Here is a 15,316-nt window from a genome sequence, read left to right as displayed (position 1 = left end):
TAATGGCTATTTGATTTCCTCAAAATCTACATATTCGCCATCATCCTGGGTGAATATTTTTTTATGTCTTTTCTCCGGAACATTCTCGGAATATATTTCTTCTTCATCATCATTTGAACGGCGATTCGTTTGGTTATAGCTTTGTTGGCTTGTACGTCCTGATTCCGTCTGTTTCGGGCGGGATGAAGAAGAACTACGTCCTAATCCGAAAATCGTTCTTAATATGAAGCCGACAATAGAAAGGCCAAATACGAAAATGGCAATGATAAAAATGAGTATGAATAAAAGTATATGCATCGGACTATGATTTTTATGTTGTTACTTTGATAAAACTCATAGTACAACAAACGTGCCAAGAGATTGTTTATTTACTTTTTCTTGTAAAAAGTGAAAGTAAAATATACCATACAATAATGGCGGCAAAACTGCTAATTCCAAGAAGTAGAAGAAGAGGAATGCAGATAATCAGGAATATAAAACTGATTTTGTTGTCATTCCATGACAGGTTTTTAAATTTCAAAGAAAACATCGGTATTTCTGATACCAGTAGTCCGGAAAACAGACAGACAAGTATAAGAAGGTAGACAGGATGGCAGTTGTCTGATATCAGGAAGTCATGTGCCCCTGCCACTAATGAGCCCCAAAACAGAGCATTGGCTGGTACTGGGAGTCCGACAAAAGAGCTGGTCTGCCGTGTGTCATTGTTGAATTTAGCCAGGCGCAAGGCAGAAAAAACAGAAATCAAGAATGCCAAATAGGTAGATAAGGAGCGATGAACTCCATATTTGCCGGATAGTACATTTCTTTGAACAAGGAGAATACGATCAGTGAGGGAGCAACTCCGAAGCTGACATCATCTGCCAATGAATCCAGGTCTTTTCCGATAATGGAATGTGCATTAAGTGCACGAGCCAACAATCCGTCAAAGAAATCAAAAATAGAACTTAAAGCGATGAAAAGTAGAGCCAGTTCATATTTTGCTTCAAAAGCCATGACGCAAGCAATACAACCGGAGAAAAGGTTCAGGCAGGTTACGGTATTCGGAATACTATTTTTAATAACGTTTGTCATTGTGACAGAATTATTTAAGTTTGGCGATAACCGTTTGGTTACCGGTCGTTAATTGTCCCATTTTGACACAAATCTCCGTGCCAATGGGTAAATACACATCCACGCGGGAACCGAATTTGATAAATCCCATGTGTTCGTCAATATAACATTCTTCTCCTACTTCAGCGTAGGTGACAATACGGCGTGCCACTGCTCCGGCGATTTGCCGGGTGAGTATTTCCACTCCTTCCGGAGTTTCGATCACTACCGTAGAACGTTCGTTTTCTGTGCTGGCTTTCGGCAGCCATGCTTTCATAAAATTGCCATTATGATGCGCTACCTTTTTAATAGTACCATCTACCGGATACCAGTTGGCATGTACATTCACGATGCTCATAAAAATAGATACCATTAAGCGGCGGTCATGGAAATATTCGTTTTCATCCACTTCTTCGATGACGACGATTTTTCCATCGGCGGGTGCTACGACAATCTTTTCAGTGTCCTGCCCGAAGAGACGGATCGGACATCGAAAGAAATTCACCATCAGCAGATAGACTGCTATACTCGCTACTGCTACCACATAAAAAGGTATTTTGCAATCGATTCCCCAATAAAGAGCTGCATTAATCAATAGCAATAGCAAAAAGCTTGCCCATAATATATGTGTTCCTTCGCGGTGAATACGTATTTTCTTCAATTTCTTTAGTCGGCCCATGAATGCTGTTTAATGATATTGTCTGCAAAAATATACTTAATTTAAAAAATCAGCAAGTAAATGGGCATAGAAATGCGAATGTTGATAACTTTTTGAGGATTATTTTTGTTTATAACCCAAGAGGTAGTAATTTTATGCCTTCAAATTAACTACTTATCATTATGCAGGATTTCGTTCATTTACATGTCCATACTCAATATTCTCTGTTGGATGGTCAGGCTAGTGTAGCTCGTCTGGTCGATAAAGCCATGCAAAATGGGATGAAGGGTATTGCCGTGACCGATCATGGAAATATGTTCGGTATTAAGGAATTTACGAACTACGTTAATAAAAAGAACAGCGGTCCGAAAGGTGAAGTTAAAGACCTGAAGAAGCGAATTGCGGGAATTGAGGCCGGCACAATAGAGTGCGCGGATAAAGAAGCCGAGATTGCTACTTGCAAAGCTAAGATAGTGGAAGCGGAAAACAAGCTTTTCAAACCTGTCATCGGTTGTGAAATGTATGTTGCGCGCCGCACTATGGACTTAAAAGAAGGTAAGCCCGACCAAAGTGGTTATCACTTGATTGTATTGGCTAAGAATGAAAAAGGTTATCATAATCTTATTAAATTAGTATCGCACGCATGGACACGCGGATATTATATGCGCCCGCGTACTGATCGTAGCGAACTGGAAAAATATCACGAAGGACTTATTGTTTGTTCGGCCTGTCTTGGTGGTGAAGTGCCGAAGCGGATTACTGCCGGGCAATTTGCAGAAGCCGAAGAAGCCATACAATGGTATAAGAACCTGTTTGGGGATGATTATTATCTGGAGATGCAGCGTCATAAAGCGACTGTTCCCCGTGCCAATCACGAATGTTATCCGTTGCAGGTAAATGTGAACAAATATCTGATTGAATATGCTAAGAAGTTCAATGTCAAACTAATTTGTACGAATGATGTTCACTTTGTAGATGAAGAGAATGCGGAAGCGCACGACCGTTTGATCTGTTTGAGTACCGGTAAGGATTTGGATGATCCTAGCCGTATGCTTTATACCAAACAGGAATGGATGAAAACACGCGAAGAGATGAACGAACTCTTTGCCGACGTTCCCGAAGCGTTGAGCAATACGCTGGAGATTCTTGACAAGGTAGAATATTACTCCATCGACCATGCACCTATCATGCCTACTTTTGCTATTCCCGAAGATTTTGGGACGGAAGAAGGCTATCGGGCGAAGTTTACGGAAAAAGACCTGTTTGATGAGTTTACTCAAGATGAGCACGGTAATGTGGTATTGAGTGAAGAGGATGCAAAAGCAAAAATCAAACGCTTGGGTGGCTATGATAAACTCTATCGTATTAAACTTGAAGGAGATTACTTGGCGAAACTAGCTTTTGACGGAGCTAAGAGAATTTATGGTGAACCTCTGTCGGAAGAAGTCAAAGAGCGAATGAACTTCGAACTGTATATCATGAAAACGATGGGTTTCCCAGGATACTTCTTGATTGTACAGGACTTTATCAATGCGGCACGTAAGGAATTGGGTGTGTCGGTCGGTCCGGGACGTGGTTCGGCTGCCGGTTCGGCGGTGGCCTATTGTCTGGGAATTACGAAAATCGACCCTATCCAGTACGATTTGCTGTTTGAGCGTTTCTTGAATCCGGACCGTATCTCCTTGCCCGATATCGATGTGGACTTTGATGATGACGGGCGTGGAGAGGTACTTCGTTGGGTAACGAATAAATATGGTCAGGAAAAAGTAGCTCATATCATCACTTATGGTACAATGGCTACCAAGTTAGCTATCAAGGATGTTGCCCGTGTGCAAAAGTTGCCTCTATCGGAGTCTGACCGATTGGCTAAATTAGTGCCGGATAAGATTCCTGATAAGAAACTGAACTTGCGGAATGCGATTGAATATGTTCCCGAACTACAAGCTGCGGAAGCATCATCCGATCCGTTGGTACGGGATACGATCAAGTACGCTAAGATGCTCGAAGGTAACGTACGTGGTACAGGTGTACATGCTTGTGGTACGATTATCTGTCGTGATGATATTACCGATTGGGTACCTGTCAGCACTGCTGATGATAAGGAAACGGGCGAAAAAATGCTTGTTACCCAGTATGAAGGTTCGGTGATTGAAGATACCGGATTGATTAAGATGGACTTCCTTGGTCTGAAAACTTTGTCTATTATCAAAGAGGCCGTTGAAAATATCCGTTTAAGCCGTAATGTTGAAGTAGATGTCGATGCGATAGACATCTGCGATCCGGCTACTTATAAATTATATAGTGACGGACGGACGATTGGTACATTCCAGTTTGAATCTGCCGGCATGCAGAAGTACCTGCGCGAATTGCAGCCTTCTACATTCGAAGATTTGATTGCCATGAATGCCCTTTATCGTCCGGGGCCGATGGATTATATACCTGATTTTATCGACCGTAAACATGGGCGTAAGCCGATTGAGTATGATATTCCGGTAATGGAGAAATACTTGAAGGATACGTATGGTATTACGGTTTATCAGGAACAGGTGATGCTTCTGTCGCGCTTATTGGCGGACTTTACCCGCGGTGAGTCTGATGCACTCCGTAAAGCGATGGGTAAGAAGCTGCGTGACAAGCTGGACCACATGAAACCTAAATTTATTGAAGGTGGGCGTAAGAACGGACACGACCCGAAAGTTCTTGAAAAAATCTGGACCGACTGGGAAAAGTTTGCGTCATACGCTTTCAATAAATCACATGCTACTTGTTATTCGTGGGTAGCTTACCAAACCGCTTATCTAAAAGCTAATTATCCTCCTGAATATATGGCTGCTGTGATGAGCCGAAGCTTGTCGAACATTACCGATATTACGAAACTGATGGACGAATGTAAGGCAATGGGTATTCAGACGCTGGGGCCGGATGTAAACGAAAGTAACCTGAAGTTACAGTAAACCATGATGGTAATATCCGTTTTGGACTAGGGGCTGTCAAAGGTGTAGGTGAAGCTGCTGTCCATAGTATTATGGAGGAACGTAGTAAGAATGGTCCTTTCCTCGGTATATTCGATTTTGTGCAACGTGTCAACCTGAATGCCTGCAACAAGAAGAATATGGAGTGTCTGGCATTAGCCGGAGGGTTTGATAGTTTCCCGGAACTGAAGCGGGAGCAATACTTTGCTGTAAATTCTAAGGGTGAAGTATTTCTGGAAACATTGATGCGCTATGGTAACCGCTATCAGGCAGATAAGGCAGCTGCTTTCAACTCTTTGTTCGGTGGTGAAAACGTTATTGATGTTGCAACTCCTGAAATTCCTCAAGGTGTAGAACGTTGGAGTGATCTTGATCGCTTGAACCGCGAACGTGATTTGGTAGGTATTTATCTTTCCGCTCATCCGTTGGATGAATTCTCTATCGTGTTGGAACACGTCTGCAATACCCGTATGGCAGATTTGGAAGATAAAGCTGCACTTGTTGGTCGTGAAATAACGATGGGAGGAATCGTGACTAGTGTTCGTCGCGGGGTCAGCAAGAATGGAAATCCGTATGGTATCGCCAAGATTGAAGATTATTCCGGTTCTACCGAAATCCCATTTTGGGGAAATGACTGGGTGACTTATCAGGGATACCTCAACGAAGGAACTTTCTTATATATTAAGGCTCGTTGCCAAGCCAAACAATGGCGGCAGGATGAATTGGAAGTGAAAATCACCTCTATGGAGCTTCTTCCCGATGTGAAAGAAGAACTGGTGCAGAAGATCACGATTATCATTCCTCTGTCAGTCTTGAACTCGGCTTTGGTTACTGAACTTGCCACTTTGACTAAGGAACATCCGGGAAATACGGAACTGTATTTTAAAGTGACGGATGATGCCGATGTAAGTCACATGTCAATTGATTTGATTTCCCGTCCGATCAAGCTTTCAGTGGGGCGGGATTTAATAACATATTTAAAGGAACGTCCCGAACTGGGATTTCATATAAATTGATTATATTTGTGGCGAGAATAAGCTAACGAAATAACGTTTAATAATTAATACTTAAAAAAATGGCTTTAGAAATTACAGACAGCAACTATAAAGAGGTTCTTGCAGAAGGAAAACCGGTTGTTGTAGATTTTTGGGCTCCTTGGTGTGGCCCATGCAAGATGGTGGCTCCTATCATTGAAGAATTGGCTGCGGAGTTTGAAGGACAAGTAATCATCGGTAAGTGCGATGTAGACGAAAATGGTGATATGGCTGCTGAATATGGTATCCGTAATATTCCTACTGTATTGTTTTTCAAAAACGGTGAAATAGTAGACAAACAGGTAGGTGCAGTTGGCAAACCGGTATTCGCAGAAAAGGTGAAGAAGCTTTTATAGTCGATAATACTTAATACTTATCACTTAATACTTAAAAAAAATGGGACTGGAAGACGATTTTTTATTAGCAGATGCCGATGACGAAAAGACCATCGAGTTTATCAAAAACTATCTGCCTCAAGAACTGAAAGAGAAGTTCTCGGACGATGAATTGTATTATTTTCTCGATTTAATCGACGAGTATTACTCTGAAAGTGGCATTCTCGACGCTCAACCCGATGAAGACGGCTATGTCAACATCGATTTGGAAGAGGTTGTGGCTTACATTGTAAAAGAAGCCAAAAAGGATGAAATAGGGGAATACGATCCTGAAGAAGTCCTCTTTGTGGTTCAGGGAGAAATGGAATACGGAAACTCTCTGGGACAGGTGGACTAAACGACGTCCGGTCTCATTGCAGATAAAATTAAGATAAGGGGTGTGCTCTGTGAGTATACCCCTTTTTTTTTGCGGGATTTTTCTCAAACAGTTTTATGCTATGAGAAAAAGTTCTCACTATAATGAGAAAAAATACTCATTGCTATGAGAATTAATTCTCACTACAGTGAGAATAATCCCTTGCCTGAATAGTCTGAAACAGCGTATTCTGGTTATATTTCTTCCAATGCATAATACTGATAATCGCGAAGTATCGTCTGAAGAAATTTCTCTTGATTACCTCACGGGGAGTAACGGAAAGTAATTCCTGTACTTTTTTGGCAAGTGCCGTGATACGTCTTGCCCGGTCTTTTTCGCTGGATTCCAAAGTCCGGGTAATTACATTCACTTGTTCGAGAGATAAATCAGCCGACTGGGGATATACCGGATGATAATTTTGGGTCAGATAGTCGAATTCATCCAGGCTGACATGTATCTTACGATAGTTTTTCTCTTTAATTACCATAGTGCCGGCAGCTAGATCCCCTAATCGTTGGTTGTTCTTATTCAATAAAACGACCAGAAGTCCAAGGCCACTTGTGATGGGACCATCAATTGGGAAAAGAAGCCATCGTAACAGATAAGAGCCGATGCTTGGAGTAGAACCGTCTACTTTTACGACACGGATATTGATGAGTTTTTTGCCAAAGCTCTGTCCGTGATTGAACATCTCGCAAAGAAAAGAATAACCGAGAATCGGTAAATAAACGACGCACAGAAAAAAGAACAAACTGAATCCTGACGGTAAACTTAATTTAGACAAGAGCGTAATAGTGGACAAGATGTAAAGCCCGATCAGAAAATAATCGATGATTAAAGCCATCAGTCGTTCGCCGATACTGGCGGGCGTTTGGCTGATACGAACGAATTGTCCGGTTATTATCGTAGATTCTGCCATTTCAGGTTAAACATTTTTAGGATTCCGTTGCAAATATATCATAATTCTCTTATTTTTGCTTCCGGTTTCGGACAAAACTTATCCGAAATCTATTGAAAAGCATGAAAGAAGTAACGTTTATTCGTCGGAACATTGAAAAATGGAAGGAGACAGAGAAAGTTGTGGAGCGGGCGGCAAGTCTGTCCCCCGACCAACTAGCCGATGCGTATACGGACTTGACAGCTGACCTGGCATTTGCCCAAACACATTTCCCAACTTCCCGTATTACTATTTATCTGAATAATCTGGCTTCAGCGTTGCACAACGAAATCTACCGCAATAAACGCGAGAAGTGGACACGGATTATTACCTTCTGGACACAGGAAGTGCCACGAACCATGCACGATGCACGGCGCGAATTACTGACCTCCTTTTTGATTTTTGTTGCCAGCGCATTAATCGGCGTATTATCAGCAGCGAATGACCCGGATTTTGTCCGGCTGATATTGGGAAACGGTTATGTGGATATGACACTCGACAATATTGCCAATGGGGAGCCGATGGCCGTATATAATGGTTCTTCCGAAGTACCGATGTTCTTGGGCATTACACTTAATAACGTGATGGTCTCTTTCAACTGCTTTGCAATGGGATTGCTGACCAGCTTTGGAACAGGGTATATGCTTCTCTCCAATGGTATCATGGTAGGAGCTTTTCAAACATTCTTTTATCAACACGATTTGTTGTGGGAATCCAGTCTTGCCATCTGGTTGCACGGAACGCTTGAAATCTGGGCGATTATCGTGGCCGGTGCCGCCGGATTGGCTTTGGGCAACGGCTGGCTGTTTCCCGGCACTTATTCCCGACTGGAATCTTTTAGGAGAGGAGCGAAGCGAGGCTTGAAAATAGTGATCGGCACTGTTCCGGTGTTCATTATGGCAGGCTTTATAGAAGGTTTTCTTACCCGGCACACAGAGCTTCCCGATGTGTTGAGGCTTGGCGTGATATTCACTTCTCTGGCATTTATTATATTCTACTATATTTATTTACCAAATAGAAAAAAACATGGAATCACAGAAACCTAAGATTGCGATGTACGTGAAACGTCCTTTCGGTGAGAAGTTGAACGCTTCTTTTGATTTTATAAAAGAGAATTGGAAACAATTGTTTAAGTATTCAACTTATCTGATACTCCCTATATGCTTAATTCAAGCCGCAAACTTTAGTGGTTTAATGGGAAGTATGACAGATATTACTGCTATGCAGGCCTCCGGAGGAATAAGTGATAATCCTTTAGCTGCTCTGGGACCTTCATTTGCACTGAATTATGCAGGAGTTATCTTTTTTTCATGTTTGGGAGCTTTGTTGATGACTTCCTTGATTTATGCGATGGTACGATTGTATAATGAACGGGAAGAACGCCTGAACGGGATTGTATTCGGCGATATAAAATCGTTGTTGCTCCGTAATATTAAAAGACTGTTTTTGATGGGGATCGCCTGCAGCTTTTTATTCATCTTTGCGGTGATCTTTATTGTCTTATTGGCTGTATTGACACCTTTCACACTCATTCTGACCATCCCGCTTTTATTCGCCTTTATGGTTCCTTTGGCATTAATGGCTCCCATCTACTTATTTGAAGACATTTCGTTGGGTGAGGCATTTGCAAAAACATTCCGGTTGGGATTTGCTACCTGGGGAGGCGTCTTTCTAATTTTAATTGTGATGGGGATTATTGCCAGTGTGTTACAAGGAATCGTTTCTATACCCTGGTATGTGATCTATATTGTAAAAATGATCTTTACGATGAGTGACGGAGGTGCAACCTCTTCATCAGTCGGACTGAACTTTGCGCAATATTTGTTCTCTATCCTGATGTTGTATGGTTCTTACTTATCGGCTATATTCGGTATCGTCGGTCTGGTTTATCAGTATGGTCATGCATCGGAAGTGGTGGACAGCATAACGGTAGAAAGTGATATTGACAATTTTGATAAACTCTAAACCAAACCTCTACTAGATGAATCTCACTTCCCCGGCTGATACACTAGTTTGTGATACGGCGCAGATTGCCCTCTGGCAGTCTGATCCGGCATACAACTATAACCGTGAACTGATTACTCCGGAGATGAATGTCTTTGAGTGGATCAGTCGGCAGTTTGGGGAGTTGTTGCGCAAAATATTCGGCAGTCATTTTGCTGAAGAGTATTCAGGCTTATTCTGGTATGTATTGCCATTCTTCTTTTGTTGCTGATTGTTTGGTTTGTCTATCGGAAACGCCCGGAATTGTTTATGGTCTCGCATAAAAATGTGTTGCCTTATACAGTTGAAGAAGACACCATTTACGGAGTAGATTTTCCGGGAGGGATTGCGGAAGCGCTTTCCCGTCAGAATTACCGGGAAGCAGTACGTTTGCTCTATCTGCAAACTTTGAAACAACTTAGTGACGCTGAACGTATTGACTGGCAACTTTATAAAACGCCTACCCAGTATATCAATGAAGTCCGGCTACCGGCTTTCAGGCAACTGACCAATCATTTCCTGCGGGTACGTTATGGCAACTTTGAGGCGACGGAAGAACTCTTCCGGACAATGCAGGTCTTGCAGGAAGAAATAGAGAAAGGAGGCGTCGCATGAAAGGAAGTCGCTGGTTCATTGTCTTTATTGTCGCTTTTCTATTCATCATGTTTGCAATAGAATATCATTTGCCGAAGAATTTTGTGTGGAAGCCCACTTTCGGACATCATGACGAGCAACCTTTCGGATGTGCAGTATTCGATAGCGTATTGTCTTCTTCTTTGCCACAGGGCTACACTTTTTCGAGGAAAAGCCTCTATCAATTGGAACAGGAAGATACGACGCAACGCAGAGGTATATTGGTTATCTCTGATAATTTGCGATTGTCGGACGTCGATGTAAACGCTCTGTTGAAAATGGCGGAACGCGGAGATAAGATCATGTTGGTGAGTACCTTGTTCGGCAGATATTTGGAAGATACCTTGCAGTTCAGGTCTTACTATTCTTACTTCAGTCCGATGGCTTTGAAGAAATATGCAACTTCATTTTTGAAAAAAGATAGCTTGCATTGGATAGGAGATTCGACGGTTTATCCCCGTCAGACTTTCTATTTTTATCCCCAGTTGTGTTCCTCTTATTTTTGGGGAGATTCACTTCCGGAAAGGGTGTTGGCACAAAGAGTTTTTGAGTCGAATGAGTTCCGGTATGAAACCGAGGCGGACTCGTTGACAACGGATAGTCTTGTTTATATGCCTGTAGCAATGTCCCGTCGGTGGGGGAAAGGAGAAGTTATTTTAGTTTCCACTCCTTTGATTTTTACCAATTACGGAATGTTGGACGGCAAAAATGCAACCTATATCTTCCGTTTGTTGTCGCAGATGGGGAAGCTTCCCATCGTTCGCACGGAGGGGTACATGAAAGAAATGGCACAGGTGCAGCAATCACCTTTCCGTTATTTTCTAGCACATGAACCGCTTCGTTGGGCTTTGTATCTGACGATGATTACCATCATACTCTTTATGATATTCACAGCGAAGAGGCGGCAACGGGTGATCCCTGTTATTCACGAGCCGGCCAATAAATCTCTTGAATTTACCGAACTGATAGGCACGCTTTACTTTCAGAAGAAAGACCACGCGGATTTGGTTCGCAAGAAGTTTTCCTATTTAGCCGAAGAACTTCGGAGAGAGATTCAAGTGGATATTGAAGAAGTGGCCGACGATGAACGCTCTTTCCACCGGATTGCCCGGAAAACCGGAATGGATGCCGGAGAGATTGCTAAATTTATCCGCGAAGTCAGACCCGTGATTTACGGAGGACGTGTTATTGATGCGGAGCAGATGAAGGTATATATCGATAAAATGAATGAAATAATCAATCATATCTAAAGAAGAAATTTATGGAAGAGAATACAGAACAGCGAGTAGATTTAACTCTCTTTTCCGAGAAGATACAAGAGTTGAAAGACCGGATTGCTTCCGTCATAGTAGGGCAGGAGCAGACAGTCGATTTGGTACTGACAGCGATTTTGGCGAATGGACACGTATTGATAGAAGGTGTTCCGGGAGTTGCGAAGACACTGTTGGCCCGTTTGACAGCTCGTCTGATTGATGCAGACTTCAGTCGTGTTCAGTTCACTCCGGACTTAATGCCGAGTGACGTATTAGGTACGACTGTGTTTAATATGAAAACCAACGGTTTTGATTTTCATCAGGGACCGATTTTTGCGGATATTGTATTGGTCGATGAAATCAACCGTGCTCCTGCCAAAACACAGGCTGCCTTGTTTGAGGTAATGGAAGAGCGCCAGATCAGTATTGATGGAACGACTCACCGGATGGGAGATCTTTATACGATTTTGGCTACCCAAAATCCGGTAGAGCAGGAGGGAACATACAAACTTCCCGAAGCACAGCTCGACCGTTTTCTGATGAAGATAACGATGGATTATCCTTCATTGGAAGAGGAAGTGAATATCCTGGAACGTCATCATACCAATGCCGCATTGGTGAAGTTGGACGACATCACTCCCGCTATTACCAAAGAAGAACTGTTGTCGCTTCGTGCTTTTATGAATCAGGTATTTGTAGACCGCACGTTGCTCCAATATATCGCATTGATTGTACAGCAGACCCGTACCAGTAAAGCTGTATATTTGGGAGCTTCTCCACGTGCATCTGTAGCCATGCTGCAATCGTCGAAAGCGTATGCTCTTTTGCAGGGACGTGATTTTGTGACACCGGAAGATATCAAGTTTGTAGCTCCTTATGTACTTCAGCACCGTCTGATCCTGACTGCGGAAGCTGAAATGGAAGGCTATTCACCGGTGAAAGTGACACAACGCTTAATTGATAAAGTGGAAGTACCAAAATGAAAAGATTTATGATTTATGAGTTCTGATTTATGATTTATGATTTGGGCTGCGCGTTGGATGTCTGACACTATTCATAACATAAATCGAAAAAATCATAAATCGTAAATTATAAACTGTACGTAAATTGTAAGTTGAAGAAATCGTAAACCCAAGAAATTATAAATCATAAATCATAAATCATTTGTTTCTAACTCGTCGTTTCTATATTGCCCTTGTCATAGTTATCCTGTTGTTGGGTAGCGGATATGTTTTTGCCCCGTTCTTTGTTATCGGGCAGTGGGCACTCTTTGTCTTGTTTTTGGTGGTACTGGCAGACGTATATTCTCTTTATCGTATTCGTGGAATCCGTGCTTTCCGCCAGTGTGCCGACCGTTTCTCTAATGGCGACGAAAATGAAGTAAGTATTCGGGTAGAAAGTAGTTATCCACATCCTGTATCTTTAGAAATCATAGATGAGATCCCTTTTATCTTTCAGAAACGTGATGTCGACTTTCAGGTGAAGCTTGGAGCAAACGAGGGAAAAACAGTTACCTATCGTCTTCGACCTACTCATCGTGGTGTTTACTCTTTCGGTCATATTAGAGTTTTTGTGACCGGAAAAATCGGCTTTATATCCCGGCGCTATACTTGTGCAGAACCTTTGGATATCAAAGTGTACCCGTCATATCTGATGCTGCATCAATATGAATTGTTGGCAATAAGTGATAATCTGACTGAATTGGGAATAAAGCGTATTCGCCGGGTTGGGCATCATACGGAGTTTGAGCAGATTAAAGAGTATGTAAAGGGGGATGATTACCGTACGATTAACTGGAAAGCAAGTGCCCGCCGGCATGAACTTATGGTGAATGTGTATCAGGACGAACGCTCACAGCAGATTTATAATGTGATCGATAAAGGTAGAGTGATGCAGCAAGCTTTCCGTGGAATGACCTTGCTGGATTATGCAATTAATGCTTCGCTGGTGCTTTCGTATGTTGCTATGCAGAAAGAAGATAAAGCCGGATTAGTGACTTTCGATGAACACTTCGATACTTTTGTGCCTGCTTCCAAGCAATCGGGATATATGCAGACATTGCTGGAAAGTCTTTATAGTCAGCAGACCACTTTCGGGGAGACAGACTTCTCGGCTCTTTGCGTTCATTTGAACAAACATGTCAGTAAGCGTAGCCTGCTGGTACTATATACTAACTTCTCGAGCATAGGAGGAATGAACCGTCAATTATCTTACCTGAAACAACTAAACCGCCAGCACCGTTTGCTCGTAGTCTTTTTTGAAGATGTCGATTTGAAGGAATATATCGCCCAACCGGCAAAAGATACGGAAAGCTACTATCGGCACGTGATTGCAGAAAAGTTCGCTTACGAGAAGCGGCTGATTGTATCTACTTTGAAACAACATGGCATCTATTCTTTATTAACTACACCGGAGAATCTTTCGATTGATGTGATTAATAAGTATCTGGAGATGAAGTCACGACAGTTGCTTTAGACATAAGAACAAAAGAACATATTTTTGTAGTCTTTTGTACTTATGTTCTTTTGTCTGAAAAAATGTCTCAAAGAGTGATGGCTTTCCGTGTTTCCACAAAGAAGAATATAGCCATTCCAATGATGATAATTCCCAGTATCCCATAGAAGAGTCTTGCCCGGTTGCGTCCTACATTCCGGACAATGGTTTGTGCGTTGCGCGTTGTAAAGAACCAGTCCCAGTTCAGCAATGACGCCAGCAGGGAGACGATTCCTGCCAGCGCAAAGATTCCTTGTACGATATATTGTCCGGTCATAGTCTGATCACTCTATTTCCGTCTTCCAGTTCTTCAATCGTTACTTTTACGGCATTTCCCGGAAGTAGTTCTTCTACCAGTTCCGGCCATTCGATAAAGCAGAGAGCACCACTGTAGAAATAGTCTTCGTAGCCCATGTCGTACACTTCACTTAGTTTCTTGATGCGGTAAAAATCGAAGTGATAGATTAATTCTCCGGTTTCGTCCGAACGGTATTCGTTGACAATGGCAAAAGTAGGAGAAGTGATAACATCCGTTACGCCCAATTCTTCGCAGAGCGCTTTGACAAATGTCGTTTTGCCGGCACCCATCTTTCCGTATAAAGCAAATACAGTGTTGTCGCCCATAGCAGCGATAAATTCACGGGCTGCTTCATGGATACTTTCCAGTGATTGAATTTTGATTTCCATATACTATCTATTATTATGACTTTTTCCTGCAACAACTCTTTCCGATTTTACAAACAGCGTAAATCAGGATAGAGAAGAATATGATGGAAGCTCCCGAAGGGACTTTCCAGTGATAAGAAATAAATAATCCACCCAAGCAGCCCAAGAAACCGATGCCGATTGATAACCAGATAATCTTCTTGAAACTATAGGTGAACAAGTTGGCTGTCATCTGTGGAATGGTGAGAAGAGAAATGGCCAATACGATGCCTACCATTCGCAGGCAGGCTACAATTGTCAGCGCAATGAACATCATCAACACATATTCAAATATCTCTACCGGAATCTTTTGCGAACGTGCAAACTCACGGTCAAAAGCAATATATAGGATAGGGCGGATAAACAGATAAAAGAATCCGGTCAGTATTAGTGCCAATATGCCGAGCATCCATAAATCGATTTGGTTGATGGTCAGGATATTGCCAAAGAGGTAAGCCGACAGGTCAGGCGCAAATCCCGGCGACAGGAAGCTGAACATAATTCCGAGTGCCATCCCTAACGTCCAGAATACTGCAATGGCAGAATCTTCGCGCATATCTTTCCGTCTGCTAAGCCACTCGACACCAAAAGCCGATAATACCGAGAAAACGGCTGCCGAGAGTATCGGGGAAATTCCGGCAAACAATCCTAATCCGATCCCTCCGAAAGAAGCATGAGTGATTCCTCCGCTGATAAATACCAGGCGGCGGGTTACGATATATGTACCGATAATCCCACAGGCAATGCTTGCCAGCAGACTTCCCAATAGGGCGTGTTGAAAGAATGTATATTGTAGTAAATCCATCACA

Annotated in this window: 12 protein-coding genes and 4 pseudogenes; 9 read left to right on the top strand and 7 right to left on the bottom strand. The window is 42.5% G+C overall.

Annotated features, from left to right (window positions below):
• Positions 1-6 precede the first annotated feature (6 nt).
• The 3 genes and pseudogenes from DXA05_RS03310 to DXA05_RS03300 all read right to left on the bottom strand — a co-directional run bounded on the left by DXA05_RS03310 (position 7) and on the right by DXA05_RS03300 (position 1,768).
• Entirely contained in the window at positions 7-297 is a 291-nt protein-coding gene (locus DXA05_RS03310) for a DUF4834 family protein (protein WP_004316302.1), read from the bottom strand.
• Positions 298-364: 67 nt separating this feature from the next.
• Positions 365-1,071, bottom strand: a pseudogene (gene pssA, locus DXA05_RS03305) (CDP-diacylglycerol--serine O-phosphatidyltransferase).
• 10 nt (positions 1,072-1,081) lie between these two features.
• Entirely contained in the window at positions 1,082-1,768 is a 687-nt protein-coding gene (locus DXA05_RS03300) for a phosphatidylserine decarboxylase family protein (protein ID WP_004316298.1), read from the bottom strand.
• A gap of 161 nt (positions 1,769-1,929) precedes the next feature.
• On the opposite strand from DXA05_RS03300, the pseudogene dnaE reads away from it, so the two are divergent.
• The 3 genes and pseudogenes from dnaE (at position 1,930) to DXA05_RS03285 (ending at position 6,485) form a co-directional block, all read left to right on the top strand.
• Positions 1,930-5,735, top strand: a pseudogene (dnaE, locus tag DXA05_RS03295) (DNA polymerase III subunit alpha).
• Between the two features lie 59 nt (positions 5,736-5,794).
• Positions 5,795-6,109: a thioredoxin gene (gene trxA, locus DXA05_RS03290; protein ID WP_004306576.1), complete on the top strand. Its 315-nt coding sequence runs from the start codon at positions 5,795-5,797 to the stop codon at positions 6,107-6,109.
• Positions 6,110-6,149: 40 nt separating this feature from the next.
• Complete coding sequence (locus tag DXA05_RS03285) at positions 6,150-6,485, top strand: hypothetical protein (RefSeq protein ID WP_004306577.1); 336 nt, start codon at positions 6,150-6,152, stop codon at positions 6,483-6,485.
• 212 nt (positions 6,486-6,697) lie between these two features.
• Here DXA05_RS03285 and DXA05_RS03280 read toward each other — a convergent pair.
• A pseudogene (locus DXA05_RS03280) lies at positions 6,698-7,422 on the bottom strand (RDD family protein).
• A gap of 101 nt (positions 7,423-7,523) precedes the next feature.
• Here DXA05_RS03280 and DXA05_RS03275 point away from each other — a divergent pair.
• The 6 genes and pseudogenes from DXA05_RS03275 (at position 7,524) to DXA05_RS03250 (ending at position 13,784) form a co-directional block, all read left to right on the top strand.
• Positions 7,524-8,486 carry a stage II sporulation protein M gene (locus DXA05_RS03275; protein ID WP_004306579.1) on the top strand — a complete coding sequence of 321 codons (963 nt, stop codon included), beginning with the start codon at positions 7,524-7,526 and terminating at the stop codon, positions 8,484-8,486.
• Entirely contained in the window at positions 8,467-9,405 is a 939-nt protein-coding gene (locus tag DXA05_RS03270) for a hypothetical protein (protein WP_004316290.1), read from the top strand. The genes DXA05_RS03275 and DXA05_RS03270 overlap by 20 nt, the downstream gene beginning before the upstream one ends.
• A 16-nt stretch (positions 9,406-9,421) precedes the next feature.
• A pseudogene (locus DXA05_RS03265) lies at positions 9,422-10,038 on the top strand (DUF4129 domain-containing protein).
• Positions 10,035-11,306: a DUF4350 domain-containing protein gene (locus tag DXA05_RS03260; protein WP_128858787.1), complete on the top strand. Its 1,272-nt coding sequence runs from the start codon at positions 10,035-10,037 to the stop codon at positions 11,304-11,306. The pseudogene DXA05_RS03265 and the gene DXA05_RS03260 overlap by 4 nt, the downstream one beginning before the upstream one ends.
• Before the next feature lie 11 nt (positions 11,307-11,317).
• Complete coding sequence (locus DXA05_RS03255; RefSeq protein ID WP_004306583.1) at positions 11,318-12,292, top strand: MoxR family ATPase; 975 nt, start codon at positions 11,318-11,320, stop codon at positions 12,290-12,292.
• 181 nt (positions 12,293-12,473) lie between these two features.
• On the top strand, positions 12,474-13,784 hold the full coding sequence (locus DXA05_RS03250) for a DUF58 domain-containing protein (protein ID WP_120067872.1): 1,311 nt from the start codon (positions 12,474-12,476) through the stop codon (positions 13,782-13,784).
• 67 nt (positions 13,785-13,851) lie between these two features.
• Here the strand turns inward: DXA05_RS03250 and DXA05_RS03245 are convergent, their stop codons facing one another.
• Genes DXA05_RS03245 through DXA05_RS03235 form a run of 3 tightly spaced genes read right to left on the bottom strand, consistent with a single transcriptional unit; the run spans position 13,852 to position 15,312 of the window.
• Positions 13,852-14,079 (bottom strand): immunity 17 family protein, encoded by a 228-nt coding sequence (locus tag DXA05_RS03245; RefSeq protein ID WP_004307942.1) that lies wholly within the window; start codon positions 14,077-14,079, stop codon positions 13,852-13,854.
• The gene (gene tsaE, locus DXA05_RS03240; RefSeq protein WP_004307943.1) at positions 14,076-14,489 is read right to left on the bottom strand and encodes a tRNA (adenosine(37)-N6)-threonylcarbamoyltransferase complex ATPase subunit type 1 TsaE; all 414 of its coding nucleotides are present in this window, start codon (positions 14,487-14,489) and stop codon (positions 14,076-14,078) included. The genes DXA05_RS03245 and tsaE overlap by 4 nt, the downstream gene beginning before the upstream one ends.
• Before the next feature lie 13 nt (positions 14,490-14,502).
• On the bottom strand, positions 14,503-15,312 hold the full coding sequence (locus tag DXA05_RS03235) for a metal ABC transporter permease (protein ID WP_120067918.1): 810 nt from the start codon (positions 15,310-15,312) through the stop codon (positions 14,503-14,505).
• Positions 15,313-15,316 lie beyond the last annotated feature (4 nt).

It is taken from the genome of Bacteroides sp. AM54-2NS, from assembly GCF_003602935.1.
GTDB lineage: Bacteria > Bacteroidota > Bacteroidia > Bacteroidales > Bacteroidaceae > Bacteroides > Bacteroides xylanisolvens.
The sequence above is the reverse complement of the archived record's forward strand: the minus strand, read 5'-3'. Positions and strand labels throughout refer to the sequence as shown.